Annotated in this window: 23 protein-coding genes; 12 read left to right on the top strand and 11 right to left on the bottom strand. The window is 68.5% G+C overall.

All coding sequences use genetic code 11. From position 1 onward, the window contains the following. The first annotated feature begins 386 nt into the window (after window positions 1-386). The 3 genes from lnt to EV653_RS10070 all read left to right on the top strand — a co-directional run bounded on the left by lnt (window position 387) and on the right by EV653_RS10070 (window position 4814). Complete coding sequence (gene lnt / locus EV653_RS10080) at window positions 387-1958, top strand: apolipoprotein N-acyltransferase (RefSeq protein ID WP_134100605.1); 1572 nt, start codon at window positions 387-389, stop codon at window positions 1956-1958. A 38-nt stretch (window positions 1959-1996) separates the two neighbouring features. After that, window positions 1997-2485 carry an FxsA family protein gene (locus EV653_RS10075; RefSeq protein WP_134100603.1) on the top strand — a complete coding sequence of 163 codons (489 nt, stop codon included), beginning with the start codon at window positions 1997-1999 and terminating at the stop codon, window positions 2483-2485. Window positions 2486-2561: 76 nt separating this feature from the next. Beyond that, window positions 2562-4814, top strand: a complete 2253-nt coding sequence (locus EV653_RS10070) for an FUSC family protein (RefSeq protein WP_202871532.1) — start codon at window positions 2562-2564, stop codon at window positions 4812-4814. Here EV653_RS10070 and EV653_RS10065 read toward each other — a convergent pair. After that, window positions 4804-5058: a WHG domain-containing protein gene (locus EV653_RS10065; protein WP_134100600.1), complete on the bottom strand. Its 255-nt coding sequence runs from the start codon at window positions 5056-5058 to the stop codon at window positions 4804-4806. The two genes, EV653_RS10070 and EV653_RS10065, sit on opposite strands and share 11 nt — an antisense overlap. Before the next feature lie 78 nt (window positions 5059-5136). Between EV653_RS10065 and EV653_RS10060 the strand changes: the two genes are divergently transcribed. Together EV653_RS10060 and EV653_RS10055 are read left to right on the top strand one after the other, a co-directional pair. Next, window positions 5137-6177, top strand: coding sequence for an alpha/beta fold hydrolase (locus EV653_RS10060; RefSeq protein ID WP_202871531.1), 1041 nt, complete (start codon window positions 5137-5139; stop codon window positions 6175-6177). Between the two features lie 54 nt (window positions 6178-6231). Beyond that, entirely contained in the window at window positions 6232-7044 is an 813-nt protein-coding gene (locus tag EV653_RS10055) for a class I SAM-dependent methyltransferase (RefSeq protein WP_134100597.1), read from the top strand. On the opposite strand, the gene EV653_RS10050 is transcribed toward EV653_RS10055, so the two are convergent. The 3 genes from EV653_RS10050 to EV653_RS10040 form a co-directional block, all read right to left on the bottom strand. Next, window positions 7034-8182, bottom strand: coding sequence for a GDSL-type esterase/lipase family protein (locus tag EV653_RS10050; RefSeq protein WP_238159659.1), 1149 nt, complete (start codon window positions 8180-8182; stop codon window positions 7034-7036). The genes EV653_RS10055 and EV653_RS10050 overlap by 11 nt on opposite strands. Before the next feature lie 2 nt (window positions 8183-8184). Further along, entirely contained in the window at window positions 8185-8751 is a 567-nt protein-coding gene (locus tag EV653_RS10045) for a TetR/AcrR family transcriptional regulator (RefSeq protein ID WP_134100594.1), read from the bottom strand. 91 nt (window positions 8752-8842) lie between these two features. Further along, window positions 8843-9214 (bottom strand): RNA polymerase-binding protein RbpA, encoded by a 372-nt coding sequence (locus EV653_RS10040; RefSeq protein ID WP_130448290.1) that lies wholly within the window; start codon window positions 9212-9214, stop codon window positions 8843-8845. A gap of 256 nt (window positions 9215-9470) precedes the next feature. On the opposite strand from EV653_RS10040, the gene EV653_RS10035 reads away from it, so the two are divergent. Genes EV653_RS10035 through EV653_RS10020 form a run of 4 tightly spaced genes read left to right on the top strand, consistent with a single transcriptional unit; the run spans window position 9471 to window position 13371 of the window. Further along, a complete protein-coding gene (locus EV653_RS10035; protein WP_134100592.1) occupies window positions 9471-10865 on the top strand; it encodes an efflux RND transporter periplasmic adaptor subunit in 1395 nt (464 codons plus the stop codon). Then, window positions 10855-11547, top strand: coding sequence for an ABC transporter ATP-binding protein (locus EV653_RS10030; RefSeq protein WP_134100589.1), 693 nt, complete (start codon window positions 10855-10857; stop codon window positions 11545-11547). Before EV653_RS10035 ends, EV653_RS10030 begins: the two co-directional genes overlap by 11 nt. Further along, on the top strand, window positions 11547-12779 hold the full coding sequence (locus EV653_RS10025; RefSeq protein WP_134100587.1) for an ABC transporter permease: 1233 nt from the start codon (window positions 11547-11549) through the stop codon (window positions 12777-12779). The genes EV653_RS10030 and EV653_RS10025 overlap by 1 nt, the downstream gene beginning before the upstream one ends. Before the next feature lie 10 nt (window positions 12780-12789). After that, on the top strand, window positions 12790-13371 hold the full coding sequence (locus EV653_RS10020; protein ID WP_134100584.1) for a hypothetical protein: 582 nt from the start codon (window positions 12790-12792) through the stop codon (window positions 13369-13371). A 161-nt stretch (window positions 13372-13532) separates the two neighbouring features. On the opposite strand, the gene EV653_RS10015 is transcribed toward EV653_RS10020, so the two are convergent. Then, window positions 13533-14390, bottom strand: coding sequence for a class I SAM-dependent methyltransferase (locus tag EV653_RS10015; RefSeq protein WP_202871530.1), 858 nt, complete (start codon window positions 14388-14390; stop codon window positions 13533-13535). A gap of 20 nt (window positions 14391-14410) precedes the next feature. Here EV653_RS10015 and EV653_RS10010 point away from each other — a divergent pair, with 20 nt between their 5' ends. Next, entirely contained in the window at window positions 14411-15010 is a 600-nt protein-coding gene (locus tag EV653_RS10010) for a TetR/AcrR family transcriptional regulator (protein WP_238159658.1), read from the top strand. Here the strand turns inward: EV653_RS10010 and EV653_RS10005 are convergent. Then, complete coding sequence (locus tag EV653_RS10005; protein WP_134100581.1) at window positions 15007-16380, bottom strand: MFS transporter; 1374 nt, start codon at window positions 16378-16380, stop codon at window positions 15007-15009. The two genes, EV653_RS10010 and EV653_RS10005, sit on opposite strands and share 4 nt — an antisense overlap. Before the next feature lie 64 nt (window positions 16381-16444). Then, the gene (locus tag EV653_RS10000) at window positions 16445-17197 is read right to left on the bottom strand and encodes a glycerophosphodiester phosphodiesterase (protein WP_202871529.1); all 753 of its coding nucleotides are present in this window, start codon (window positions 17195-17197) and stop codon (window positions 16445-16447) included. Between the two features lie 26 nt (window positions 17198-17223). Here EV653_RS10000 and EV653_RS09995 point away from each other — a divergent pair, with 26 nt between their 5' ends. Together EV653_RS09995 and EV653_RS09990 are read left to right on the top strand one after the other, a co-directional pair. Then, window positions 17224-18357 (top strand): aminotransferase class V-fold PLP-dependent enzyme, encoded by a 1134-nt coding sequence (locus EV653_RS09995; protein WP_238159657.1) that lies wholly within the window; start codon window positions 17224-17226, stop codon window positions 18355-18357. Then, the gene (locus tag EV653_RS09990; protein ID WP_134100576.1) at window positions 18354-18983 is read left to right on the top strand and encodes a class I SAM-dependent methyltransferase; all 630 of its coding nucleotides are present in this window, start codon (window positions 18354-18356) and stop codon (window positions 18981-18983) included. The genes EV653_RS09995 and EV653_RS09990 overlap by 4 nt, the downstream gene beginning before the upstream one ends. On the opposite strand, the gene EV653_RS09985 is transcribed toward EV653_RS09990, so the two are convergent. The 4 genes from EV653_RS09985 to EV653_RS09970 form a co-directional block, all read right to left on the bottom strand. Further along, window positions 18973-19824: a carbohydrate ABC transporter permease gene (locus EV653_RS09985; RefSeq protein WP_134100573.1), complete on the bottom strand. Its 852-nt coding sequence runs from the start codon at window positions 19822-19824 to the stop codon at window positions 18973-18975. The two genes, EV653_RS09990 and EV653_RS09985, sit on opposite strands and share 11 nt — an antisense overlap. Continuing rightward, window positions 19821-20735 (bottom strand): carbohydrate ABC transporter permease, encoded by a 915-nt coding sequence (locus tag EV653_RS09980; RefSeq protein WP_134100570.1) that lies wholly within the window; start codon window positions 20733-20735, stop codon window positions 19821-19823. The genes EV653_RS09985 and EV653_RS09980 overlap by 4 nt, the downstream gene beginning before the upstream one ends. Before the next feature lie 11 nt (window positions 20736-20746). Next, window positions 20747-22078 (bottom strand): ABC transporter substrate-binding protein, encoded by a 1332-nt coding sequence (locus tag EV653_RS09975; protein WP_134100568.1) that lies wholly within the window; start codon window positions 22076-22078, stop codon window positions 20747-20749. Window positions 22079-22145: 67 nt separating this feature from the next. Further along, window positions 22146-24938, bottom strand: a complete 2793-nt coding sequence (locus EV653_RS09970; protein ID WP_134100565.1) for an alpha-L-rhamnosidase — start codon at window positions 24936-24938, stop codon at window positions 22146-22148. Between the last annotated feature and the right edge of the window lie 64 nt (window positions 24939-25002).

The following is a 25002-nucleotide window of genomic DNA, read 5'->3' as shown; positions in this document are numbered from 1 at the left end:
CGGCCACCGATGATCCCGCGACGCTGACCAGGTCAGAGCCAGGCTTGAGTCGACGGGGGCTGAGATCGCCGGTGGTTAGCCCCCCGCGGGGCAGAGGTGGAAGAGGCTCGGCGGCCAGTAGACAACAGCCGGACGGTTCGCAGCCAGCGCATCGGCGGTTGGTCCGAAGGCGCGCTGAGCCTCTTTCCTCTACTCACGGACGTGTTCACGCACCGTGAAACGGCGCCGGAACCGAGGTTCTCTCACTTCGTCGCAGTCTGCTGACTCCCCTTCACTTTCCGCAGTCGGTGCCCATTGGCTACTGACCGGATACATTCCCGTGCCCCGAACGTTGTACGGTCGTGCGACCGGTATCAGCCGGGATGTGAGGACAAAGGGGTTACGGCGTGGACCGATTGAAGGCTCTGGGGCGGGTCCTGCCGAGAGTGGTGGTGGCGGTCGCCGCCGGCGCCCTGCTCGGCTTCGCGTTCGAACCGCACGACCACCCCTGGCTGACGATCGTCGCCGTACCGCTGCTGCTGGCCGCGCTGGACGGGATCTCGATGAAGGCCGGCTTCCTCGTCGGCGCCGGATTCGGCATCACGTACTACGCGGTCCTGGTCCCGTGGCTGAGCGTGATCGGCGGCGACGCGGCGATCGCCCTCGCCGTCCTCGAGGGGCTGTTCTATGCCGTCTTCGGGTTGTTCGCGACGCAGGTGCTGAAGCTGAAGCTGTGGATGCTGTGGATCCCGGCGCTGTGGGTGGCGACCGAGTTCGCGACCGCGTCCGTGCCGTTCGGCGGGTTCCCGTGGGGCCGGCTCGCGTGGGCCTTCTCCGATGCGTCGCTGGGCAAGCTGGCGGCGTACGTCGGCATCCCGGGGCTGAGCTTCGTCGTCGCGTTCGTCGGCGTCCTCGTGTACGCCGTACTCCGCCGGGCCGGCGGGTTGCGCCTGCGGGCCGTCGCGCTGGTTGCCGGTCTGGCGATCGTGTTCGGCAGCTCGCTGATCCACCTGTCGATCGCGGGCGACGGGAAGACCGTGAAGGCCGCGATGGTGCAGGGCAACGTGCCGGGCAAGGGACTGGAATTCCTCGGGCGCGCTCGGACGGTCACCAAGAACCACATGAACGCAACCCTCGATCTGGAGAAGCGGGTCCAGGCCGGGACGGAGATGAAGCCCGACCTCGTGATCTGGCCGGAGAACTCGACCGACATCGACCCGTACAAGGACGACGAGACCCGGGCCGACATCGAGGAGGCCGTCCGCGCGGTCGACGTACCGATCCTCGTCGGCGCCGTCACCGAGGGCCCCGGTCCGAACGAGCGGCAGACCACGGGCATCGTCTGGGATCCGGTCACCGGGCCCGGCCAGCGATACGCGAAGCGCCACCCGGTGCCGTTCGGTGAGTACATCCCGTTCCGCAACCAGCTGCTGCCGTACATCAAGCGGCTCGAGATGATCGGCGCGCAGACCGTGCCGGGCGTCGGTCCCGGCGTCATGCCGATCAACGGGGTCACGTACGGCGACGTGATCTGCTTCGAGCTCGCGTACGACAACGTGATCCAGGACGTGGTGAAGGGCGGCGCGCAGGTCCTGATCGTGCAGACCAACAACGCGACGTACGGCGGGACCGGTCAGCCCGAGCAGCAGTTCGCGATCACCCGGATGCGTGCGATCGAGACCGGCCGGACCGTGCTGATCGCGTCGACGAGCGGCATCTCCGGCGTGATCCGTCCGGACGGGACGGTCGAGCACAAGTCGGGCCAGTTCGTGTCCGACGTGTACGTCGCGACCGTGCCGGTCCGCGACGGGCACACGCTGGCGACGACGCTCGGCAGCTGGCCCGAGTGGATCATCACCGGCCTCGGTCTCGTCGGCCTGGTCCTCGCCCTGATCGCCCGGCGTCGCCGCCGTGGTGACGACCCGGAACCCCCACCCGCCCCTGATTCCACCCGGACTCGCGAGAAGGTCCCGGCCTGACCTGTAACACTGGGGTCAGTCGCTCGGAGGGTTGAGACATGCCGTGGTTCATCGCGCTGGCGCTGCTGGTGGTGCCGATCCTGGAGATCTACGTGATCATCCAGATCGGTCAGGTCATCGGCGGCTGGCCGACGGTCGCCCTGCTCCTCGTCGAGAGTGCGCTCGGAGCCTGGATCATCAAGCGTGAGGGCCGACGCGCCTGGAACGCCCTCCAGGCCGCCTTCCAGACCGGCAAGATGCCCGGCCGCGAACTCTCCGACGCCGCCCTCATCCTCGTCGGCGGCACCCTCCTGCTGACCCCCGGCTTCGTCACCGACATCTTCGGCTTCTTCTTCGTCCTCCCGTTCACCCGACCGCTCGCTCGCCGGGCCATGTCGTCGTTCTTCACGCGCCGCTTCAACACACAACTCGGTACTGCGGGTCTGGGAGGCTTCATCCCTGGGCCTGGCGGGGGCCCGACTCCACCACGTCAGTCCTCCTCCGACGATGTGATCCAGGGCGAGGTCATCGACCCGGACAAGACGTAGGCCCGACCGCGCGGGGCTCTTCCACGGGTCTCTCGCCAGATGGCTACCAGGCCGGGCGCCGGTGGGGGAGACTGTCGTGGTGACGACGGTCGGGCGGGTGGTGGCGTGGTTGCGCCGGCGGGATTCCGGGCTGGCCGCTACTCGGCGGGCGGGGCGGACGGCGTTGGTGATGCCTACGCTGTTCGCGTTCTGCGCGGAGGTTCTCCGGGCGCCTGTCGTGGCGACGTTCGCTGCGTTCGGGGCGTTTGCGATGTTGTTGCTCGTCGACTTCACGGGGAGCACCATTCAGCGCCTGCGGGCACAGGTCCAGCTCGCGATCGCCTGGCTTGTGCTGGTCTCTCTGGGTACGTTGGCCGGCCAGTCCGCCTGGTCAGCGATCGTCGGCACGGTCGTCGTAGCTTTCGCCGTACTGTTCGCCGGTGTCGTCAGCTCGGTGCTGGCCGGCGCGAGTACTTCGTTGCTGCTGGCGTTCATCCTCTCGGTGGCAACACCGACGCCGGTGTCGATGCTGTCGGACCGACTCGCCGGCGTTGCGATTGCAGGTCTGGCGTCCGTCCTTGCGGTCTTGCTGCTGTGGCCCCGAGCCGCAGTCGACCCGCTGGGCCTACCGGCGGCGCGAGTATGCCGAGCCGCGGCGATGCAGCTGCGTGCCGAGGCCGGTGACACCGTCGAGGTCTGCACGCTGCGGACCGAGCAGACGACAGCCCTCATCCACGAGCTCCGTCGTACGTTCACTGCGACGCCGTATCGGCCCACCGGCCTCTCCACCGGCTCCAGAGCACTCGTCCGACTCGTCGACGAGCTCACCTGGCTGACCACGATCCTCAACGAGGCCGGCCCGGCCGCCGCCCGCGGAGCCGGCGACGACCCGGACTCGTCGGCAGTCCACCTCGCCGCGGCGACCGTACTCGAGCTCAGCGCCGAGCTACTGGAAGACCCGGCCCTCGCACCGGACAAACTGACCGCCGCGACCGCAGAGCTCCGCGATGCCGTCACCGCGCTCGAAAAGGGCGCGGTCGCCCGACTCCCGGTCGGCCCGGTGACGGGAATGGCGAGCTTCTTCGGCGCCCTGAACGTGTCGTTCCGAGCGCAGGAGCTCGCGTTCGGCGTCCTGCTGATCGGGCAGAACGTCGAGACCGCTCGCGTCGCGGACCAGCGTGGCTGGACGGACCGTCTGCTCGGCCGCGAGCCGAAGTCGCTGACAGCGCCCTTCGCCAGCGCCGCCGAACGCGCCGCCGCGCACCTCGAGCCACACTCGGTCTGGCTGCACAACAGCATCCGCGGCGCGGTCGGACTGGCGATCGCGGTCGGCGTCGCCAACTTCACCGGCGTCGCGCACGGCTTCTGGGTCATCCTCGGCGCGCTGTCGGTACTCCGTTCGAACGCGCTCAACACCGGCCAGAACGCCTACCGCGCGATCGGCGGCACAGTCGTCGGCTCGGTCCTGGGTGCGGGTCTCCTGGCTCTCATCGGCGAGAACCGGATCGCGTTGTGGATCCTGCTGCCGATTGCCGTGCTGTTCGCCGGCATCGTCCCGGCCGCGGTCTCGTTCGCAGCCGGTCAGGCAGCGTTCACCGTCACGCTGGTGATCCTGTTCAACATCGCCGCGCCGGAAGGCTGGTCGCTGATCCTTTTCCGCATCGAGGACATCGCCCTCGGCTGTGCCGTCAGCGTCCTCGTCGGGCTCTTGTTCTGGCCACGAGGAGCATCCGCCGCTGTCGGGAAGGCACTGTCGGAGGCGTACGTCGACAGCGTGAACTACCTGGTCGGCGCCGTCGGGTACGCCGTGTCCTGCTGCGTACCCGGGTCACGCCCAAGCACACCACAAGACAGCCGCCGAGCCGCGGCGGCAGCCCGTCGACTCGACGATGCTTTCCGCACGTACCTCGCCGAACGCGGCCCGAAGCCGATCCCGCTCAGCGAGATGACAGCACTCGTTACGGGCGTCGTCGCGGTCCGCCTGGCCGCGGATGCCGTACTGGAGTTGTGGGAGCGGTCTGCCGATGGCCAACCGCCGTCCGAGGACCGTGCCGCCGCCCAGTCGGCCTTGCTCGTGTTGGCTGACCGCCTGCTCGACTGGTACACGACCCTGGCGGCCGCCCTCGACGTACAAGGCCGGATCCCTGAGCCGCTCGCGTACGACCACGAGACGAAGCACCGCCTGGTCGAGGCGGTTCGCCGCGACCTGTACGACGCGGACGGCCGTGCAACGCCGACTGCGATCCGCATGCTGTGGACCGCCGACCACCTCGAAGTCGTACGACGCCTCCAGCCGGGGCTGACGACCGCGGCCGACCAGACAGCTGCTGACCAGACCGCTACTGCGTGAGGCTGTCGCCGATGAAGGCCGGGGTCTGCGCTTCGACCTGACAGAGCTGCGACTCGATGAGATCGCGGAGCGGCCTGTGGGTCGTGAGGGTCGCTGTGCCGTGGACCGTGGCCCAGATCGGGTACTCGATGCCCTCGCGGCGTTCCGGCGCTAGGACGCCGGCCGCGACCAGGCCCGCGCGGACATCGCCGCGGGGGCGCCGTCGTCGGGGCGGAGCTTCCGGTGCTGGATCGGCCGTCGTCACGCGCTCAGGACAGCAATGTGGACACCGTCCACCACGGGCGCTAATGTGGACAGTGTCCACGAAAGAGGGAGGCGTCCGATGGACGGGAACACAGTCGCGGAACCAGGGCGGCAACTGGACAAGAACAAGGGCGAGAACAAGGGCAAGGCGTGGGTGACGGCGGAGGAGTGGTTCGGCGGCGGTGAGCGCCGCTGGTACGACGCGGCGGCGGCTCGTCTGCTGCCCCGCGCAGAGGGTGAGGCGCGGACCGGGTTGATCAGGGTCTTCGGCCGAACTACCGGCGTGGCGAGTCCGGATGCGGTGTGGCTGACGATGCTGCCCGGATTCCCCGAGGGCTCGTACGGCTGGGCGCAGGTCGATCGGCTCTTGCCGGCCGGTCTCGGTCCACGGCTGTACGTCGAACCGGTGGGACAGGGCGACTCGGACAAGCCGCGGGGTTATGCGTACTCGACCGTCGAGCGTGCCGATCTGATCGGAGCATGGTGGCGGCACCACGGGGTACGTCGTACCGTCGTGGTCACGTTCGACTACACCTCGCTGGCGCTGCTCGAGTTGTTGCGCCGGCAGTTGGAACGGCCGGGCGGACCTGTGATTACCGCCGCGTTCATGATCAACGGCGGTCTGTACGCCGACGCCCACTCCCATCCGTGGCGGGGCACGCCGCTGCTCAGGTCGCCGCTCGGGGCGTTCGTCGCCAAGGGCTCGCAGAAGTCGCCGACCATGCTCGCACAGGGTTTCAAGCAGGCGCGGCTGTACTCGCAGGGCAACGAGCCGGATGAGGCGGAAATGGCCGAGGTGTGGTCGGCCCTGGTGCGGCGCGATGGCGCGCGGTTCCTGCACGAGGGCGCGGGCTTCGTCAAGGAACACCGCCGCACTGCGGGTCGCTGGGACTTCGCCGCGATTGCCCGCGAGCTGAAGGGCTCTGTTGCCCTTGCAGTCGGTGGCAGCGTTGAGGACCCGTACGAGCACCGGCAGGTCGACGCCACGCGCGAACGCGTCCCTGAAGCCGAGATCATCACCTTCCCCGGCGGTCATCTGACCACCAGTGAACAGCCTCGGCTTCTCGCCGACGCGATCGCCCGCTTCGCCGGCCGGCACGGCGTCGAGGAGCCACCCTGACATGCGCAGCACCGTGCTGCCGGATCGCCATACATTACTCAAGGAGGCATTGGTATGAACGACTCAACCGTTCCCGCGCAGTACGCGACCGGCAGAGTGCGGGACGGCATCACCGCAGCTCTGGTTGCTGCGGGCAAGGATCTGGACGGGCTGAAGCCAGCCGATCTCGCGCTGGTCGAGGACTACCACACCGGCGGTCGGCTGGCGACCGTCCAGCTAGTGGACCTGCTCGAGCTGACGCCGGACAGCGAGGTGCTCGACGACGGCTCGGGTATCGGCGGTACGGCGCGATACCTGGCGGACCGGTTCGGGTGCGCGGTGACCGCAGTAGACCTGTCCGACGAGTACTGCGAGACCGCCCACTGGCTCAACCGGCTCGTCGGCCTGGACGACAAGATCGTCGTACGGCAGGGAGACGTGACCTCGCTGCCACTGGATGACGGGTCCGTCGACGTCGTGTTCAGCCAGCATGTGCAGATGAACGTGTCGCGCAAGGACCTGCTCTACCAAGAGGCCAACCGGGTACTACGGGACGGCGGGCGGCTCGCGCTCTGGGACATCATGGCCGGCGACGGCCGTGAGCTCGACTACCCCCTGCCTTGGGCGGACGACAGTGATCACAGCTTCCTCGTCCCGCCGAGCGTCGTACGCACCGAGATCGAGGGAGCCGGCTTCACCTTCACGCACTGGGCAGATCTCACCGACCAGGTTGGCTCCATGATGCGGATGATCCAGTCTCAGCCACCGAGCCCGCTCGGGCTGCACGCGTTCGTTCCGACGTTCCGCGAGCGCGTGACGCACCTGACCGAGGCCCTGACCGACGGCCGGGTCCGCGCCGTCCAGGCGATCGCCACAGTCAGTCGCTGAACGCGTCCTTGAAGACGTGCTCGGTGAAGCGAGCCGCCATGCTCTCGTGGGTCTCCGGGCCGGGATGCAGATCGTCGGAAAGGGGGTGCTCGGCGTTGTCGGCTTCGCCGTACAGCGTGCGGCCGTCGAGGTAGTGGAGGTTGGGGTCTGAGGCGGCGCGCTGGGCGGTGATGCGGGCGAGTTCGGCGCGGATGACCGACAGGGTCAGTTTGCCGGCCGGGATCTCGTCAGGGTTGCCGGTGGCAACGAAGCGGAGTTCGCCGGCGGCCAGCGCGGACAGATCCCAACCGGTCGGGCCCGGAGTGTCCTCGTGGATCGGGCAGAGGATGGGGGAGACGACCAGGAGCGGTGTGTCGGGGTGGCCGTCGCGGATGGTGTCGAGGAAGCCGTGGACGGCGGGTGTGAACGAGCGGAGGCGGAGGTTGTCCGCGTTCACGATGTTGATGCCGAGCTTGACGCTGATCAGATCGGCGGGCGTGTCGCGGATCGTCCGGGCGATGAATGGCTGGAGGAACGCGCTGCCGCCGAAGCCCAGGTTGACCAGCTCCACCCCGGCCTGGGCCGCGGCGAGGGCCGGCCAGGTGCCGGTCGGATGAGTCGCGTTCGAGCCGTGGCTGATCGAGCTGCCGTGGTGCAGCCAGACGCGGCCCGCGGCCGGGACCGGCTCGACCGGCGCGTCGGTGCGCAGGGCAACGAGTTCGGTGGTCTCGTCGTGCGGCAGCCAGATCTCGACGGTCTTCGCCGCTGCGGACAGTCCCGCGATGTGCAGGGTCTGCGGGGTGCCCTCACGGGTCTCGGTGGAGCCGGTCATCAGGTCGATCGTGATGACGTCGCCGCCCGTTGCGGTCAGCTGGGTGACCAGCCGGCCGTCGACGAGTACGTCGTACACACCGTCCGGGCGCGGGGGAGCGCCGGTGTAATCGCGCTTCGTGGGCAGCGTGTCGAGTTCGACGACCGTCGCCCGGGTGGAGAAGACGAGGCGGCCACCGGAGGGCTGGGCCTCGACCATCGTCATCTGGGCGTCGTCGTACTGCGCGCGTGCCCAGGCGGGGAGGCGGTGGGGCAGCACACCGCGACCGGTCGTTTCGAGCTCGAGCGCGCCGCGGAGCAGGTCGATGGTGATGGGGGTGGTGATCAAGGTCAGCTCCAGCTGCGAAGGAGGGTGTCGAGGGCGTCGATGATGCGTGGCCAACTGTCGTCGGAGCTCGGCTCGGTGAAGGCGAACGTGCCGGCTGACTCGAGTTGGATGTAGCCGTGGATGGTGCTCCCCAGCAGGCGCACTGCGTCTGTCTGGGCGGGCTCGTCGAGGTCGTATCCGCGCAGGACGGCCCGGACGAGCTCCGAATGCCTTCGCCCGGCTTCGACCTGCTCAGGAGTCGGGCTACCCGGCACGAAGCGGGTTGCGGCGTACCGGCCCGGGTGTTTACGGGCGTAGTCGCGGTAGACGTCGGCCAGGACGGACAGTGCATCGCGACCAGCTCGGCCCGCTACGGCAGTGGCGGCCTGGTCGGCAAGCTCGGTGAGGGCGACGGTGGCGATCCGCGCCTTGAGGTCGGCGGAGCTGCGAACGTGCGAGTAGAGGCTGGCGACCTGTACGCCGAACTGCCGCGCGAGCGCGGACACGGTGACCTGGTCGAAGCCGACCTCGTCGGCCAGCTCGGCGCCCGCTTGTGCCAGCCGCTCACCGGTCAACCCTGCTCTTGCCATAACTCATTATGAAATTACCTAAAGGCTTTAGGCAAATCGGAGCAGAAAGAAGCCCTCACCGCGCCGTTGCGGTGAGGGCTCTCACATCGGGTCAGGCCGTGCGCTTGGTCCGGTGCAGGTGCGCCGGGCCGATCTCGCCCTTGCGGAGCAACTCGACCCGCTCGGCCAGCAGCTCCTCGAGCTCCGAGATGCTCCGGCGCTCGCGCAGCATGTCCCAGTGCGTACGGGCCGGCTTCTCCTGCTTCGGCTCCGGCTTCTCACCGGTGGACCGGGCGGCCTCGCTGCCGCAGTGGGGGCACTCCCAGACCGCGGGCACCTCGGCGTCGTGCGCCATGGTGACCTCGACCACGTGGCCGCGGGGGCAGTCGTACGTGATCATCTGGCGGGGAGCGAACTCAACACCACGGTCATCCTCGAAGCTGACCCCACCCAGCCCCGAACCACGCAGTACGCGATTAGACATGTCAAACCTCCGAGATCGTCATCCGTGCCAACGGTCGGCCGGCCCGGATCATTCCCATTTTGGCATGTCCGAGCCATATGTACGCACCTGACGGCCCGTGATGCTGCCGTTGTGACCGGCTGTCGTCAGGTGTTCACAGATCACGGTGTGTCGCGAACCGCCCGACGTACGACGCACCAAATCGATATCCGGTTCACAGCCGGTTGCCAGGAATCGAGGATCTCCTCCTCAGCATCTGTCCTTAACGTCTGCATCCATGGTGCTACCCCGCCACAAGCTCCGTGGCCTCAGTTTCGTGAACGTGGCGCTGGTCGCCATCGTGCTCGTCATCGCCATCACCGCCTACTTCCTGTTCTTCAAGAAGGATCCGCCGGCTGCCAGCGCGACCCGGCCCACGGTGGCGGTCCAGCGCGGAGAGGTCACCGCGAGCGTCAGCTCCAGTGGCACTCTGCAGAGCTCGCAGACGGCGTCGCCGCAGTTCGAGACCTCGGGCACGGTCACCCAGGTCCTGGTCAAGGTCGGTCAGGTGGTGGCCAAGGGGGCCGCGATCGCGAAGATCGACCCGTCGGACGCCAATCGCCAGCTCGTGATCGCCCAGCAGAACCAGATCGCCGCGGAGAACTCGGTCAGCGCGGCCGACGAGACACTGAGCGAGGCCGAGGACGCGCTCGACGCCGCCGAGGAGGCCTCCGCCTCCCCGTCGCCGACTCCGACCGCGACTAACGGTCAACAGCAACAGCAGCAGTCCCAGTCTCAAGGTCAAGGTCAGGGTCAGAGTCCGCAAGTTGCCGTCAGCAACGCCGAGGCGAGCCTGGCGAAGGCGAAGGCGGACAAGGAACAGGCCGACCAGAACGTCGAGGCCGCCCAGGCAGCGGTCGACGCGACCACGCTGAAGGCGCCGATCGCCGGCACCATCACAGCCATCAACGGCGCGGTCGGCTCGGTCACCGGCGGGTCGAGCTCGGGTTCAGGCAGTGCCTCGGGGAGCGGTAGCAGCGGCGGTCAAGGCTCAACCTCAGGTACAGGGTCAAGCTCGAGCACTTCGTCCGCGTCCGGCACCGGCTTCGTCGACATCGCCGACCTGAAGGCCCTCCAGGTCATCGCCGCGTTCGCCGAGGCGGACGCGGTCAAGATCAAGGCCGGCCAGTCCGCGACCGTGACCCTGAACGCCGAGCCCGGTACGACGCTCACCGCGTCGCTGGCGTCGGTGTCGCCGACCCCGACCACGACCAACGGCGTCGTGTCGTACTCGGCCACCTTCAGCCTCGCCAAGCTCCCCGCGAACGCCCGGATCGGCCAGACCGCGAACGTCACGGTCCAGACCGCGAAGGCCGCCAATGCCCTCTACGTCCCGAGTACGGCGATCGCCACGAGCGGTACGACGTACACCGTGACGATGGCTGACGGCAGCGGGACGCGGGAGGTGAAGGTCGGCGTACGCGGTGGCAGCTTCACCCAGATCACGTCGGGCCTGAACGAGGGCGACCAGATCGAGCTGTTGCAGGGCGCGATCGGGAACACCGGCACCCAGAACGGCCAGGGCCGGCAGGGGCTGGGTGGCGGCACCGGACAGTTCCCGGCCGGCTTCGGTGGCGGCGGAGGCGGTGCTGGTGCCGGCGGTGCGGGTGGCGGTGGCTTCCGTGGCCGCTGACGCCCTGATCGACATCCGGGACGTCACCAAGACCTACGGCCACGGTGAGACCGCAGTACACGCTCTCCAGGGTGTGTCGCTGCGCGTCCACGCCGGGGAGTACGTCGCGGTGATGGGCTCCTCCGGATCCGGCAAGTCCACGTTGATGAACATCCTCGGCTGCCTCGACGTGCCGTCGCGCGGCGAGTACTGGCTGGACGGCAGCGACGTCGCCCGGCTGAGCGAGGACCAGCAGGCACTGGTCCGCGGCCGCAAGATCGGGTTCATCTTCCAGTCGTTCAACCTGATCCCGCGGACCAGCGCCCTGGCGAACGTCGAACTGCCGCTGACCTACGCACACCTGCGCAGGGCCGAGCGCCGCCGGCGGGCCAACCGCGCGCTGGAGCTCGTCGGTCTCGCGGACCGCACCGGGCACCGGCCGAACCAGCTGTCCGGCGGTCAGCAGCAGCGGGTCGCGATCGCCCGGGCGCTCGCGACGGGTCCGCGGATCCTGCTCGCCGACGAGCCGACCGGCAACCTGGACGCGCACTCGACCGACGAGGTGCTGGGCATGTTCGACGGCCTGCACGCCGACGGCCGGACGATCATCGTGATCACCCACGAGCACGACGTCGCCGCTCGCGCCCGGCGGTTGGTGCAGGTCGCCGACGGCCGCATCGTCTCCGACGAGGTGACGCGCTGATGTCACCACGCGACCTGATGGGCGCCGCACTCCGCGGCCTCACGGCGAACAAACTCAGGTCCCTGCTGACCGTGCTCGGCGTGTCGATCGGGGTCGGCGCGGTCATCGTGCTGGTTGCTGTCGGCAACGGGTCGGGCAAGGCCGTGCAGGCGCGGCTGGAGGCGATGGGTACCAACCTGCTCACGGTCTCCACGACTGGCGGCGGTGGCGGCTTCCAGCGTGGCCAGGCCGGACCGGCGTCCCAGCAGTACAGCCTGACCCTCGACGATGCGGCCGCGTTGGCCGACGCGCGCCTTGCCCCGGATGTCTCCTCGGTCGCCCCGGTGATGACGAGCAGCGGGAGTACGGCGACCAACGGCGACACCAGCTACACCGTCAACCAGGTGATCGGTACGACGCCGGCGTACCTGCCGGCCACCAACACGCCGGTCGGGATCGGGACATCTTTCACCCAGGAGGACGTCGACACGTCGCAGCGCGTCATCCTGCTCGGGCAGACGACCGCGACCGAGTTGTTCACCCGGCCGGCGAGCGCCGTCGGCCAGACGATCAAGCTCGGCGCCGTGGACTTCGTCGTCCGCGGGGTGCTGGCCAGCAAGGACAGCACCGGGTTCAACGACCCGAACGCGATCGCGATCGTGCCGATCAGCACGCTCCGCGCGACCCAGGCGGGGTACGGCGCACTCAGCCAGATCGTCGTCCAGGCCAAGGCCACCGATCGGGTCGACACCGCACAGGCGGAGGTCACGCAGTTGCTGACCGCTCGCCACCAGGTGCCGGCGGATCAGACGTCGCCGTTCCGGATCACGAACTCGGCGCAGATCCTGCAGACTAGCCAGGACACCGCTGCGACGTTCACCGCGCTGCTGGCGACGGTCGCCGCGATCAGCCTGGTCGTCGGCGGGATCGGCGTCACGAACATCATGCTGGTCACGGTCACCGAGCGGACCCGCGAGATCGGGATCCGGAAGGCGCTCGGTGCCCGGCGGCGCACGATCCTCGGGCAGTTCCTGATCGAGGCGACGCTGCTCAGCCTGCTCGGCGGCGCGGTCGGCGTCGGGGTCGCGCTGATCGTCACCCGCTTCCAGCTGGCCGGTGTGCAGCCGGCGCTGGTGCCGTCGTCGATCGGACTCGCGCTCGGCGTGTCCGCGGCGGTCGGCCTGTTCTTCGGCAGCATGCCGGCGCACCGAGCCGCCGGACTCCGTCCCATCGACGCACTACGACACGAATGAAGGTTCTTGCATGAGCAACCAGACGCCCGACGAGTTCGCCCAGATCGGGTCCGACGAGGAGGTCGACGCGGCGTTGAAGCCGAAGAAGACGCTCGCACTGCCGCTGGCGACGGCGATCCTGGCCGGCGTCGTCGTACTCGCCGTCGGCCTCGCCGGTGGGGCCGGCCTGCATGCGGCGTTCGCTTCCGACAGCTCCTCGAACCAGCCGCAGGCCGGGCGTGGTGCCGGCGGGTACGGCGGATTCCGCGGGCAGAACGGCGGGGGAGGCGCCGGCCAGAACGGGCAGGGCAACGGACAGGGCCAGCGGCAGTTCCCGGGTGGTGGCGGCACCGTCGGCACCGTCGTCTCGGCGAACAGTTCCGAGCTGGTCGTGAAGACGCAGAGCGGCAACGTCACCGTGAAGCTCAACGGCGACACGACCTACGAGATCACCTCCAAGGGGACCGCTGCCGATCTCAAGACCGGCGAGCAGGTCGTCGTCACCGGCCAGAACGCGAACGGAACCATCACCGCGAACAGCGTCCGCCAAGGCGGCTTCGGCGGCTTCGGCGGCGGCTTCCGCAACCCGGGCGCGACGCCCTCGTCGCGCTGAGGATCCCCAAGCCACCACAATCGCGGTCGCGGCACGTGCGTAAGCGCGGCGCCCAGCGGACGCGACACGTTGTGATGGCCTGGGGATCCGGCTGAGGACCGCCTGGGAACCACCACAGTCCGTGCGCCCGGCCAGCACCCCGGCCGGGCGCACGTCCGCGCTCAGTTGCGGGTCGCGGTCAGGGCGACGGCCGTGGAGTCGAGGGTGAAACTGCCGCCTGCAGCGTCGATGGCAGCTCCGGTCCGGACGAGCATCTCGTCGAGTTTGCCGGCGTCGGCGAGGGGTTTGGCGATTCCGCTCGTACGAAGTTGGTCGAGCCATTCGTCGCGGGTGTAGACGCGACTCCAGGGGTACGTCGGCCGCTCGAGGTCTCTGAAGGCACCGATCGCGGTCAGGCTGTCGGCGGCGCGGTCGAGGAAATGCTCGTAGGCGCCAAGTGGCGAGGCGGCGACCCGAGAGTTGACCGGACTGTCGGGAAGCACGTCGCGGTGGACCGCGGCGAAGGCGGCGCCTAGCTCGGGCGGCGGCTGCAGCACGGACCAGAAGACCGCGAACCGGCCGCCTGGCTTGAGAACCTCGGCTGCCTTCGCGGCGCCAGCACTCGGGTCGATCCAATGCCAAGTCATACCCGCGACGAGAGCGTCGAACGTGCGACCGGCCGGATCCCAGCTCTCGAACGACGACACCTCGACCTCGACACCGGTACGGCGGGCGAACGCGGCCATGCGCTCGTCCACCTCGACGCCGAGCACCTGGCAACCGGCGGCCTGGAACTGCCGCGCGGCGATCCCCGTCCCACACCCGACGTCGAGCAGCGAGGGGCCGGCCGAGGAAGCAACAACCGCCTCGATCAGAGCGTCGGGGTAGCGAGGCCGGGCTCGGTCGTACAGCCCCGGATCGGCCCCGAACGACTCAGCCATCTCCCGGTGCCGATGCGGATCGCGCCCGTCGGGCGCCTCGGGTGCGGCAGGCGGCTCCTGTGACCGCTCCTGCGATGGTTCTGAGGGTAGAGTGGGCATGCGCCCACGGTAGTGGGCGAGTGCCCACTTATGTCAAGGGAGACGAGTTGCCGACCGGTGTGGCGATGCGGGATGCGCGGGAGCAGTTGTTCGACGCCGCGGAGCGGGTGTTGCTGCGCGACGGCCCCGAGGCGCTGACCAGCCGCGCGGTGACGACCGAGGCCGGGTGCGCGAAGGGCGTCCTGCACAAGCACTTCACCGACTTCGACGGTTTTCTCGCCGAGCTCGTCCTGGACCGGATCCGCCGCCTCGACGACCAGGCGCAGGCACTGCGGAACGCCGTTGGGCAGGGGACTGTCGTCGACAACCTGACGACGATGCTGACCGACCTCTTCGGCTCGGTCGCGGTGGCGATCGTGAGTCTGACGATCTCGCGCGACGGCCTGCGGGCCCGGCTCCGGGAAGCCGTGCCGACCGGCGTACCGATCCTCACCGATGCCGGTCGCATCATCCTCGACTACCTGACCGCAGAGCAGGACCTCGGCCGGATTCGCGCCGACGCCGACCTGAACTCCCTCGGCCTCACGCTCATCGGCTCCGCCCACCTGCTCTTCGCGGACCGCACGGGCGTCCGTCCGACAACCGACGAAGTACGGGCCTTCGTGGCCTCGGTGGTCTAGACGATGCTCGGCTGAGCGTTGCCTGCCTCGGTGATGCCGCGACGCATGTCGACGCGGACCAGCAGCACCAGGCCGATCACGAAGAACAGGCCGAGCGCCACGATCGCCGGGCGGTAGGACCCGGTGATCTGGTGGACCAGACCGAAGACCAGCGTGCCCAGCCACGACGTACCGCGCTCGCCTGCCTGATACAGCGAGAAGTACTCCGCCTCGCGGCCCTTCGGGATCAGCTGGCTGAACGCGGACCGCGACAGCGCCTGCGTCCCGCCCAGCACGATCCCGATCGCCGCACCCATCGCAAGGAACGGCACGATCTGATGCGCCGGCAACAAGAACCCGGCGATCACGATCAGCATCCAGATCACCAGCCCGCCGGTGATCGTGCGATGAGCGCCGTACCGCGCCGCCACCCGCCCGAACACGATCGCGCCGAAGAACGCCACGAACTGCACCATCAGGATCGTCGCGATCAGCACCTGCGTCTCGAACCCGAGCTGCTTCTCGCCATACGTCGAGGAGACCGAAATGACCGTCTGGATGCCGTCGTTGAAGAACAGGTACGCGATCAGGAACAGCATCGTCATCGGATAGCTGCGCAGGTGCTTCAGCGTCGCCGCAAGCTGACCGAAGCTCTGCCGCACCAGGCTGCCGCTGCGGACCTGTACGACGCTGGTCGGTGGACGATCTCGTAGCCGCAGGAACGGGAAGAACGTGAACAGGCCCCACCACAGCCCCGCGCTGAGCAGACTCAGGCGCACCGCAGTGCCCTGACTCATCCCGAGTGCGTCGTGCGCCGTGACCACGGCCAGGTTGACGAGGAGCAGGATGAACCCGCCGGCGTACCCGAACGCCCAGGCACGGGACGAGACCGCGTCGCGCTGATCCGGTGGTGCGATGTCGATCAGGATCGAGTCGTACACGACCAACGACGAGCCCAGGCACAGATTGCCGATGAACAGCAGCAGCGCACCGAGTCCCCAGCGGCCGCCGCCGACGAACACCATGCAGCAGGCCGCCAGCGCACCGGCCCACGCGAACGCGCACATCAGCAGCTTCTTGCGGGCCATCCGGTCCGCGATCGCGCCGACCACCGGCAGGAACAGCGCCGACACCAGCGTCGCCACGGTCACGACGTAGAACGCGAGCGATCCGGGGGAGATCCCGAGCCCGAGTACGTCGAGGTTGGTGCGGCACGGGTGGTCCGTCGTCCCGGAGTACCCGCAGGCGGCGGTCTCCGCGACCGAGGTCAGGTACGGCGCGAACAGGACGGTGCCGACCGTGGTGACATAGCCGGAGTTCGCCCAGTCGTAGAGGCTGAACCCCCAGTACTCACGCTTGTCCACCGCGGCCGGGGCGGAGAGAAGTCCCATGCGCGGCAGTGTGTCAGGTTCGCGGGACGATCCGGGGTACCCGCGGATAACACTTCAGTGCCCGTTATGGCCACTGGCCCCGTTCGACCAGGACGTCCTTGAGCAGATCGGTGCGGTCGGTGATGATGCCGTCGACCCCGGCATCGAGCATTCGCCGCATCTCCGCGGGATCGTCGACGGTCCAGACGTGCACTTGCTTGCCCCTGGCATGCGCTCGTCGGATCAACCCCGGCGTGAGGACCCGCAGCGGTCCGTACGCCTGCGGGATCTGCAGGCAGGCGCCGGCCGACGGCAGCGCGAACGGGAGGAACCGGATCGGCACGATCTCGAACTCGCCGTACCCCGTGCACAGCCGCGGACCGAGCAGCTTGCGGATCCGGCGTACCCGGGACTGGGAGAACGACGAGACACAGACCCGCTCGACCGCGTTCGCGGCCGTGAGCACGCGGGCCGCCGGCTCCAGCCCGCCTTCGGCCTTGATGTCGAGATTGAACCGGATCTGCGGGAAGTGCTCGAGCAATTCGTCCAGGCGGGGGATCGGCTCGTGGCCGTTGATCTTGGCCTTGCTGACCTCCGACCACGGCAGCTCCGCGACCACCCCGGTCCGGTCGGTGACTCGGTCGAGCTTGTCGTCGTGGAACGCGATCACCACGCCGTCGCTGGTGGCGTGCAGGTCGGTCTCGAGGTAGGTGTACCCGAGGTCGACCGCGTTCTGGAACGCGTGCAGCGAGTTCTCGAAGCCGATGTTGTCGGGGTGTTTCGCGCCGCCTCGATGAGCCATCGCGATCGGGCCGACATGGTCGAGGTAGGGATACACGACTGGAAGTATGTACCGTTTGGGTGGTGACGGTACTCAGCCCCCGCCCCGACCTGTGGACCCTCGACCCGGGCGTCCTCCACCTCAACCACGGTTCGTACGGCGCTGTGCCGCGCCGGACCCAGGACGTGATGGCCGCCCTCCGGATAGAGATGGACGCCAACCCGATGGTCTGGTTTCGCACGGTCGCCGACCGGCTGACCACCAGCCGGCTGGCGCTGGCCGCGTTCCTGGAGACGGACCCGGCCGGATTCGCCCTGGTCCCGAACGCGAGCGCCGGCGTCACCGTCGCGCTCGCCACGCTGCCGATCCCGGCAGGCAGCCGGATCGTGCTCACCGACCACACCTACGGCGCGGTCCGGTACGCCGCCGAGCGGTTCGCCAAGGCACACCAGGCCGAGATCGTCATCGTCCACATCCCGCTCGAGGCCGACGACGACACCGTGGTCTCGCTGATCGCCGAACGCCTCGACAACGCCTCCGTGCTGATCGTCGACCAGATCACCTCCGGTACGGCGAAGGTGCTGCCGGTCGACGCCTTGGTCGAGGCGGCGCACGCGCACGGCGTACCGATCGTGGTCGACGGCGCGCACGCCCCGGCGCTGATCGATGCGCCGGCCGCCTCGGGCGCCGACTTCTGGACCGGCAACTTCCACAAGTGGCCGGCCGCGCCGCGCGCGACCGCCGGGCTGGTGGTCGCGGAACGGTGGCGCACGGCAACGATGCCGCTGATCGTCTCCTGGTCGGAGTACGACGAGCGGATGCCGGAGCGTTTCGACATGCAGGGCACGTACGACTACGTGCCGTGGATCGCCGCGCCCGAGTCGCTGCGTGTCCTGGCCGACCTGGACTGGCCGACCCGGCGTCCCCAGCTGACCGCGCTGGTCGAGGAGGGCGCGCGGATCGTGGCGAAGTCGCTGGGCACCGGTGTCGCGGAGGTCGTCCACCCGCCGACGACGATGCGCCTGGTCGAGCTGCCGTCCTCGGTCGACCTGTCCGGCGGCGACGCGCTGAAGATGCGGATCTCGCGCGAGCTGAAGGCCGAGATCACGTTCACCGGCTTCGAGGACCGCAAGTTCATCCGGTTGTCGGCGCACGCCTACAACTCGGTCGCGGACTACCAGAAACTGTCCGAAGGGCTCTCTAGAGTCCTCGCGTGAACGACATCCAAGGGTCATACAACACTGCCGCTGCCGACTACCACGCGATCCTGCGGGACTACCACCGCCAGGACCCGTTCGAGCAGGGTGCGCTCGACTACTTCGCCCAGTTGGTCGAGGGTGGGCCGGTCGGCGACCTGGGGTGCGGGACCGGGCGGATCACGACGTACCTGGCCGGGCGCGGTCTGGACGTGTTCGGGGTCGACCTGACGCCCGGGATGATCGAGGTGGCGCGCCGCGAGTACCCGGAGCTGCGGTTCGAGGTCGGGTCGCTGTTCGATCTGGATCTGAAGGACGGCGAGCTCGCCGGCGCCCTCGCGTGGTATTCGCTCGTTCACACTCCCCGCGAGGACCTGCCGGCGGTGTTCGCGGAGCTGTACCGCGTGCTGCAGCCCGGCGGCTACCTCGTCCACGGCTTCAAGGTCGGCGGCGGCAGCCGTCACCTCAGCAACGCCTACGGTCACGACCTGGACCTCGAGGTCTACAGCTACGACCCCGCGGACGTCGCCGGGCTGCTCGCCGGCGCCGGGTTCGCCGAGGTGGCGACCCTGACGCGCGCGGCGATGCCCGGCGAGAAGGACAAGGCGCAGGCGGCACACATCGTCCGCAAGCCGGCTACCCCTTGATCGCTCCGGAGGTCAGACCGGCCACGATCTGCCGGTTGAAGAACAGGAACATGATCAGCGGCGGGATCGTGATCAGCAGGATGTCCATGAACAGCAGGTTGTACTGCGTCGTGAACTGACTGGAGAAGTTGTACAGCGTCAGCTGCACGGTGGCGTTCTTGTCACCGGGCAGGAAGTACAACGGGTTCACGAAGTCGTTGAACACGTTGACCGACTGCACCACGACCACCGTCACGATCACCGATCTGAGCAGCGGGAACACGACCCGGAAGAACAACTTCAACGGCCCCGCGCCGTCGATGATCGCGGCCTCGTCGAGCTCCCGCGGGATCGTCGCCACGAACGCCCGGAACAACAGGATGCAGAACGACAACCCGTAGGCGATCTCGATCAGGATCAGTCCGGGCATGGTCTTGAACAGCCCGAGCTTCTGCAGCACCCAGATCGTCGGTACGACGGCCGGCGGGATGATGAGCCCGGCCAGTACCAGGAAGTTGATGAACCCGTTCCAGCGGCTCTTCCGCCGCTGCAGCACGAACCCGGCCATGGCCGCGAGCACCACCATCCCGGTGACGCTGGCCACGGTCAGGATCGTGCTGTTGATGAAGGCGATCACCAGCATGAAGTCGCGGGCCTTGATCACCTCGACGAAGTTCTGCACGAACCGGAACTGGTGCGGCCAGGAGAAGCTCAGGTCCGCGGACTGGGTCCGGTCCTTCACCGCGGTGAGCACGATGAACGCGAACGGGATGATGAACACCACGATCGAGACCAGGATCGCGACCGTGCTGAGGATCCACTTGCGCGCCGGCCGGTGGTTGACGAGCTCCGCGGTGCTCACAGGTCCACCTCCTTGCGGTTGAGGAACCACGACAACGGCAGGATGATCGCGGTGACGGTGACGAACAGCACCACGTTGCCCGCGGTCGACAGGCCGTAGAACCCGGCCTGGTACTGCTTGTAGATCACCGAGGCGATCACGTCCGAGGTGAACCCCGGCCCGCCGCGGGTCATCGCCCAGATCAGGTCGAAGGACCGCAGCCCGCCGATCAGCGACAAGATGATGACGGTGACGGTGGCCGGCCGGGACAGCGGCAGCACGATCCGCCAGAACTGCTGCCAGGAGGTCGCGCCGTCGACCCGGGCGGCCTCGATGTACTCACGCGGGATCGAGACGATGCCGGCGATGTAGATGAGGGTGGCGAGACCGACGCCCTTCCACACATCGACGGCGGCGACCGAGAGCAGCGCCCATTTCGGATCGGTCAGCCAGCCGGGACCGTTGATCCCGAGCAGTCCGAGCGACTCGTTGATCAGGCCCTTCTCCGGGTTCATCAGCACGGTGAAGGTCAGGCCGACGCCGATGGTGGAGACCAGCACCGGGAAGAACACCACCGACCGGAGGTAGCCGCGGGCAACGATCTGCGACGTCAGCAGGACCGCGAGCAGCAGCCCGAGCACCACCTTCGACCCGGACGTGATGACGGCGTAGATCAGCGTGTTGGTGAAGCCCTTGACCAGCGCCGGCTCCTGGAAGAACAGCTTGAAGTTGTCCAGTCCGATGAACTTCGACTCGAACAGGCTCCACCGGGTCAGGCTGAAGTAGAGCGAGGCGAACGTCGGGACCAGGAACAGCACGCCGTAGATGACGGCGGTCGGCAGGTAGAACCAGTTCGAATAGGGCCGGTAGACCTTGGCCCCGGTCGTCGAGGTGACCGGGGCGGTCTTGGTGCGCTCCTGTGTGATCGACACAGTCACGGACCTCACCAACCTGCCAGACCGAGTTGTTGCGCCTGCTTCTTGACGTCCTCGTCGTACCGGGCGGCGCCGTCCTTCGCCTTGCGGATGCCGGAGCCGACCTCGACGGTGATCTGCTCGAGCGACGGGCCCTTGACCGGCGAGAGGAACTCCAGCGCCAGGCTCGACGCCCCCGGCTTGTCCAGGTACGGCTGCATGTCCTTGATCGCCTGCGGTACGTCGTTGCCGAGCGTGCAGCCCTTCACGGCGTACGGACCGGTCGGTGCGCCGGCGGTGGTCTGCGAGGCACAGCCGTCCGGGCTGGCGACGAAGGCGAGGAACTTCTTCGCCGCGTCCAGCTTGTCGCCGGTCGTGGTCTTCGGGATGTACAGCCCGCCCGGCGTCCACAGCGTCAGGCCGTTCTTGCTCGCGTCGTCACCAGGCAGCGCGAACAGACCGACGGTCTTGGCCGCGTCCGGGTAGGTGGCGACCATGTTCGCGACCACTCCGGACAGGTTCGGGTAGTGCGCACCCTTGCCGGTGGCAAGCATCTTCAGGCCGTCCGGCAGCTTGGCCGAGGCGAAGTCCTTGTTCTCGTAGCCGGCGTCGTGGACCGCCTCGGTGTGCTCGAAGCCCTTCAGCGCAGCCGGGTTGGTCGCGTACTTCGCCTTGTTCGCGGTGTAGTCGTCCGCGAACGACGGGTCGACGGCGGAGACGTTGTGGAAGTCGCCGAGGACGAACAGCTGCGAGGTCCAGGTCTCGCCGTACGTCTGGATCACCGGGGCGACCCCGGGGTCCTGGGCCTTGATCTTGGCGTTGTTGGCCATGAACTCGGCCCAGGTCTTCGGCACCTTCAGGCCCAGCTTCTGGTACACCGGGATGCTGTAGAGCACCGCGCCGCCCATGAAGCCGCCGACGGGCACGCCGTAGACCTGCCCGTCGGCGGTCACGGTCTTCTTGAAGTTGTCGTCCAGGTTGCCGATGTACGGCTGGTCGCTGATCGACACCAGATTCTTCTGCGGCGCGATCGCCTGGAACAGGGACCCGGTGTTGTAGCCGAACACATCAGGCATGTCACCGGTCGACAGCCGGGTCTTGACGATGTTGTCGCCCTCCGTGCCGGCCGGCCGGGTCTCGGTCTTGATCGTGATACCAGGGTTCTTCGCGGTGAAGTCCTTGATCAGCTGGTTGGCCTCTTTGATGTCCTGATCCTGGTTGCCGATCAGGTAGGTGATCTCGACCGAGCCCTTACTGCCCGAGTCACTACTCGATCCGAGACTGCCCGCGCTGCACGCGGTGAGTACCAGCGAACCGGCGGCGAGAAGCGCCAGTCCACTAGTTCCTGGGCGGAACCTCATCTTGACCTCCAAAGGATGTTGTTCAAAGCAGCGGGGCGGTGAGTCGGGTTTTGTCGGGTGATCGGGATCAGTGGTTGAGCAGGGCTTCGAGCTTGGCCTTCAGGGCCTCGGCGCTCGGGGTGAATCCGCGGGGGCTGATCGCCTCGACCAGTCCGCCGGCCGGCTGGTCGAGGTACCGCTCGAGGCGGGCGGCCAGTTCGGCGTCGTCGGTGACGACCCCGGTCTCGGCGGCCGCCGTCGCGAGTGCGGTCCAGGTCGGTTCGTGGTCCATCAGTTGCCGGATGGTTGCATCGGCGGACAGGGCGGGCAGTTCGGCGTACGGGTCGTCAGCGGTCCACTCGTGCGTACCGTGCCCGACCTCGACGAGACCCTGCCCCGGTACGTCGACCTTGGCCCGGGACCCGACCGGCACGGTGACCGACAGCGTGACGTGGCCGTCGGCGCGGGTCCACGCGACCGACGCCTCGCCGTACGGCGTGAGGTGCTTGGCGGATGCCTTCGTGAGCTGCTCGGTGAACAGCGGCCGGACGTCGATCGTGCGGTAGCCGGGCTCGGCCGCCGCGAGGCCGGCGACCCGGCGGTGCATCCAGTCGGCGACCGCACCGAGCGCGTAGTGGTTGAACGACGTCATCTCGCCGGGGTTGATGCTGCCGTCGGGCAGCATGCTGTCCCAGCGCTCCCAGACCGTCGTGGCTCCCATCGTCACTGCGTACAGCCAAGAGGGGCAGCCTGTCTGTAGCAGAAGGCGGTAGGCCAGGTCAGGATGTCCGGAATCGGCCAATGCGTCGGCCATCAGCGGGGTACCGACGAATCCGGTACTGATCCGGAAACCCGAAGTACGAACCAGGTCGGCGAGTCGTTCGCCGGCCCGCTGCCGCTGCGTCTCGGTCGGCAGCAGCGCCCACTGCAGCGCGAGCGCGTAAGTAGTTGCCGCGTCGCTCAATACACGGCCGCCATCGGTCGTGTACTCGGTCGCGAACGCCTGCCGCACGCGCGCGGCCAGGTCGGTGTACTCACGAGCCAGGTCGGTCTGCCCGACGACCTCCGCGGCCTTGCCGACCACCTCGGCCGAGCGGGCCAGGTGAGCGGTCGCGATCACATCCGGGTCGGCCTTGGCGCGGAACGGGTTCTCCGGCGGGGCTGTCGGGTCGAGCCAGTCGCCGAACTGGAAGCCGCCGGACCACAGCAGGTCGCTGCCGGCCAGGTCGGCCATCTTGTCGACCCAGGCGCGCATGCTCGGCAGCTGCCGCGCGAGTACTCCGGCGTCGCCGCTGCGCTCGTAGATCACCCACGGGACGATCGTTGCCGCGTCACCCCACGCCGCGGTGGCCGGAGCGTCGTGCCGCAGTACGTCCGGTACGACGTACGGCACCGAGCCGTCCTTCTGCTGCTCAGCCGACAGGTCGGCGAGCCAGTTCGTGAGGAAGCCGGCCGTGTCGAACAGGAAGCTCGCGCTGGGGGAGAAGACCTGGATGTCGCCGGTCCACCCGAGCCGCTCGTCACGCTGCGGGCAGTCGGTCGGTACGTCGACGAAGTTGCCGCGCATGCCCCACACGACGTTCTGGTGGAACTTGTTCAGCAGCTCGTTCGACGACTCGAACCAACCGGTCCGCTGCAGGTCGGTCCCGACGACGATCGCCTCGAGATCCTCCTTCGCGAGAGCGTCCACACCGGTGACTTCGGCGTACCGGAAGCCGTGGAAGGTGAGCGGGGAGTCGAGGACGACCTCCTCCGGACCCGCGAGGATGTAGGTGTCGGTCGCCTTGGCGGAGCGGAGCGGACGGACGCCGAGCTCGCCGTCCTCGAGAACCTCTGCGTGGCGTACGACGATCTCGTCGCCCTCGGCGCCGCCGCGGACCTTGAGCCGGACGCGGCCGACGAGGTTCTGCCCGAAGTCGACGAGGGTCTTGCCGGCCGGCGAGCTGGTGATCTCGATCGCGGGCAGGACGTCGGTGATCCGCACCGGCGGCCCGTCGGGAGCGACGAGCAGGTTCAGATCCGCGTCGAGTACGTCGACCGGTGTCGGTTCGCCGGGCTGCTTGCGGAGATCGGTGGTCTGGCCGTCGTACAGGTCGTCGGCGAGCACGTTGCTCTCGCGAGAGGTCCAGGAGCCGTCGCTGCCGAACGTGTGGACCTGGCCGTCCTCGGTGGTGACCTCGAGCTGGGCGAGGACGGCGAGACGCTCGCCGTACAGCTGCTTCTGGTGCATGAAGCCGATGCGGCCGCGGTACCAGGCGTTGCCGACGAGGAACTCGAGCTTGTTCTCACCAGGTTGGACAAGCTCGGTCACGTCGTACGTCTGGTAGCGCAGCCGGTACTGGTACGCCGTCCAGCCGGGGGCCAGTTCCTCGGTGCCGACGCGCTGCCCGTTGAGCTCGGGGATGTAGATCCCGTACGCCGTCGCGTAGAGGCGGGCCTTGACGATGCCTTCCGGAAGGTTCGAGACGCCTGCGATCAGCGGAGCGGGGGAGCCGTGCGGGTTCTCCCGCGGGCTGACGAACCGCGCGGTCCAGTCGTCCGCGGAGAGCAGACCGGCCTCGACGGTCGCGGGCTCGCTCCACTCACTCCAGCCGTCGGCGTCATCCCCGTCGCCCCCGCCGCGGACGCGGACGCGGACCTGGGCCGACTCACGCGAGCCGAGTGGTTCGGCCGGCCAGGGGACCAGGATCTGGTCGGGCGACTGGACCGTGAACGCCTGCGTCGTGCCGGTGCTGATCTCGAGCTCGTACGCCGTCTGCGCGTAGCCGGCGTCGGCCGCCGGAACCTGCCAGGAGATCCGGGGCGTCGCGGTACCGATGCCGACGGCGGGTGCGGGTCGATGCTCGAAGCGGAGGGCGGTGGGTGCGGCGAGGTTCGACATGAGGCTCCAAGTCGCGAGTGAAACGATTCATTGGGTGCGCTGACACAGCGGGGTGATTCTTCGG

The organism is Kribbella pratensis, from assembly GCF_004365355.1.
Taxonomy (GTDB): Bacteria; Actinomycetota; Actinomycetes; order Propionibacteriales; family Kribbellaceae; genus Kribbella.
This window is presented reverse-complemented; position numbering and strand designations above follow the sequence as displayed.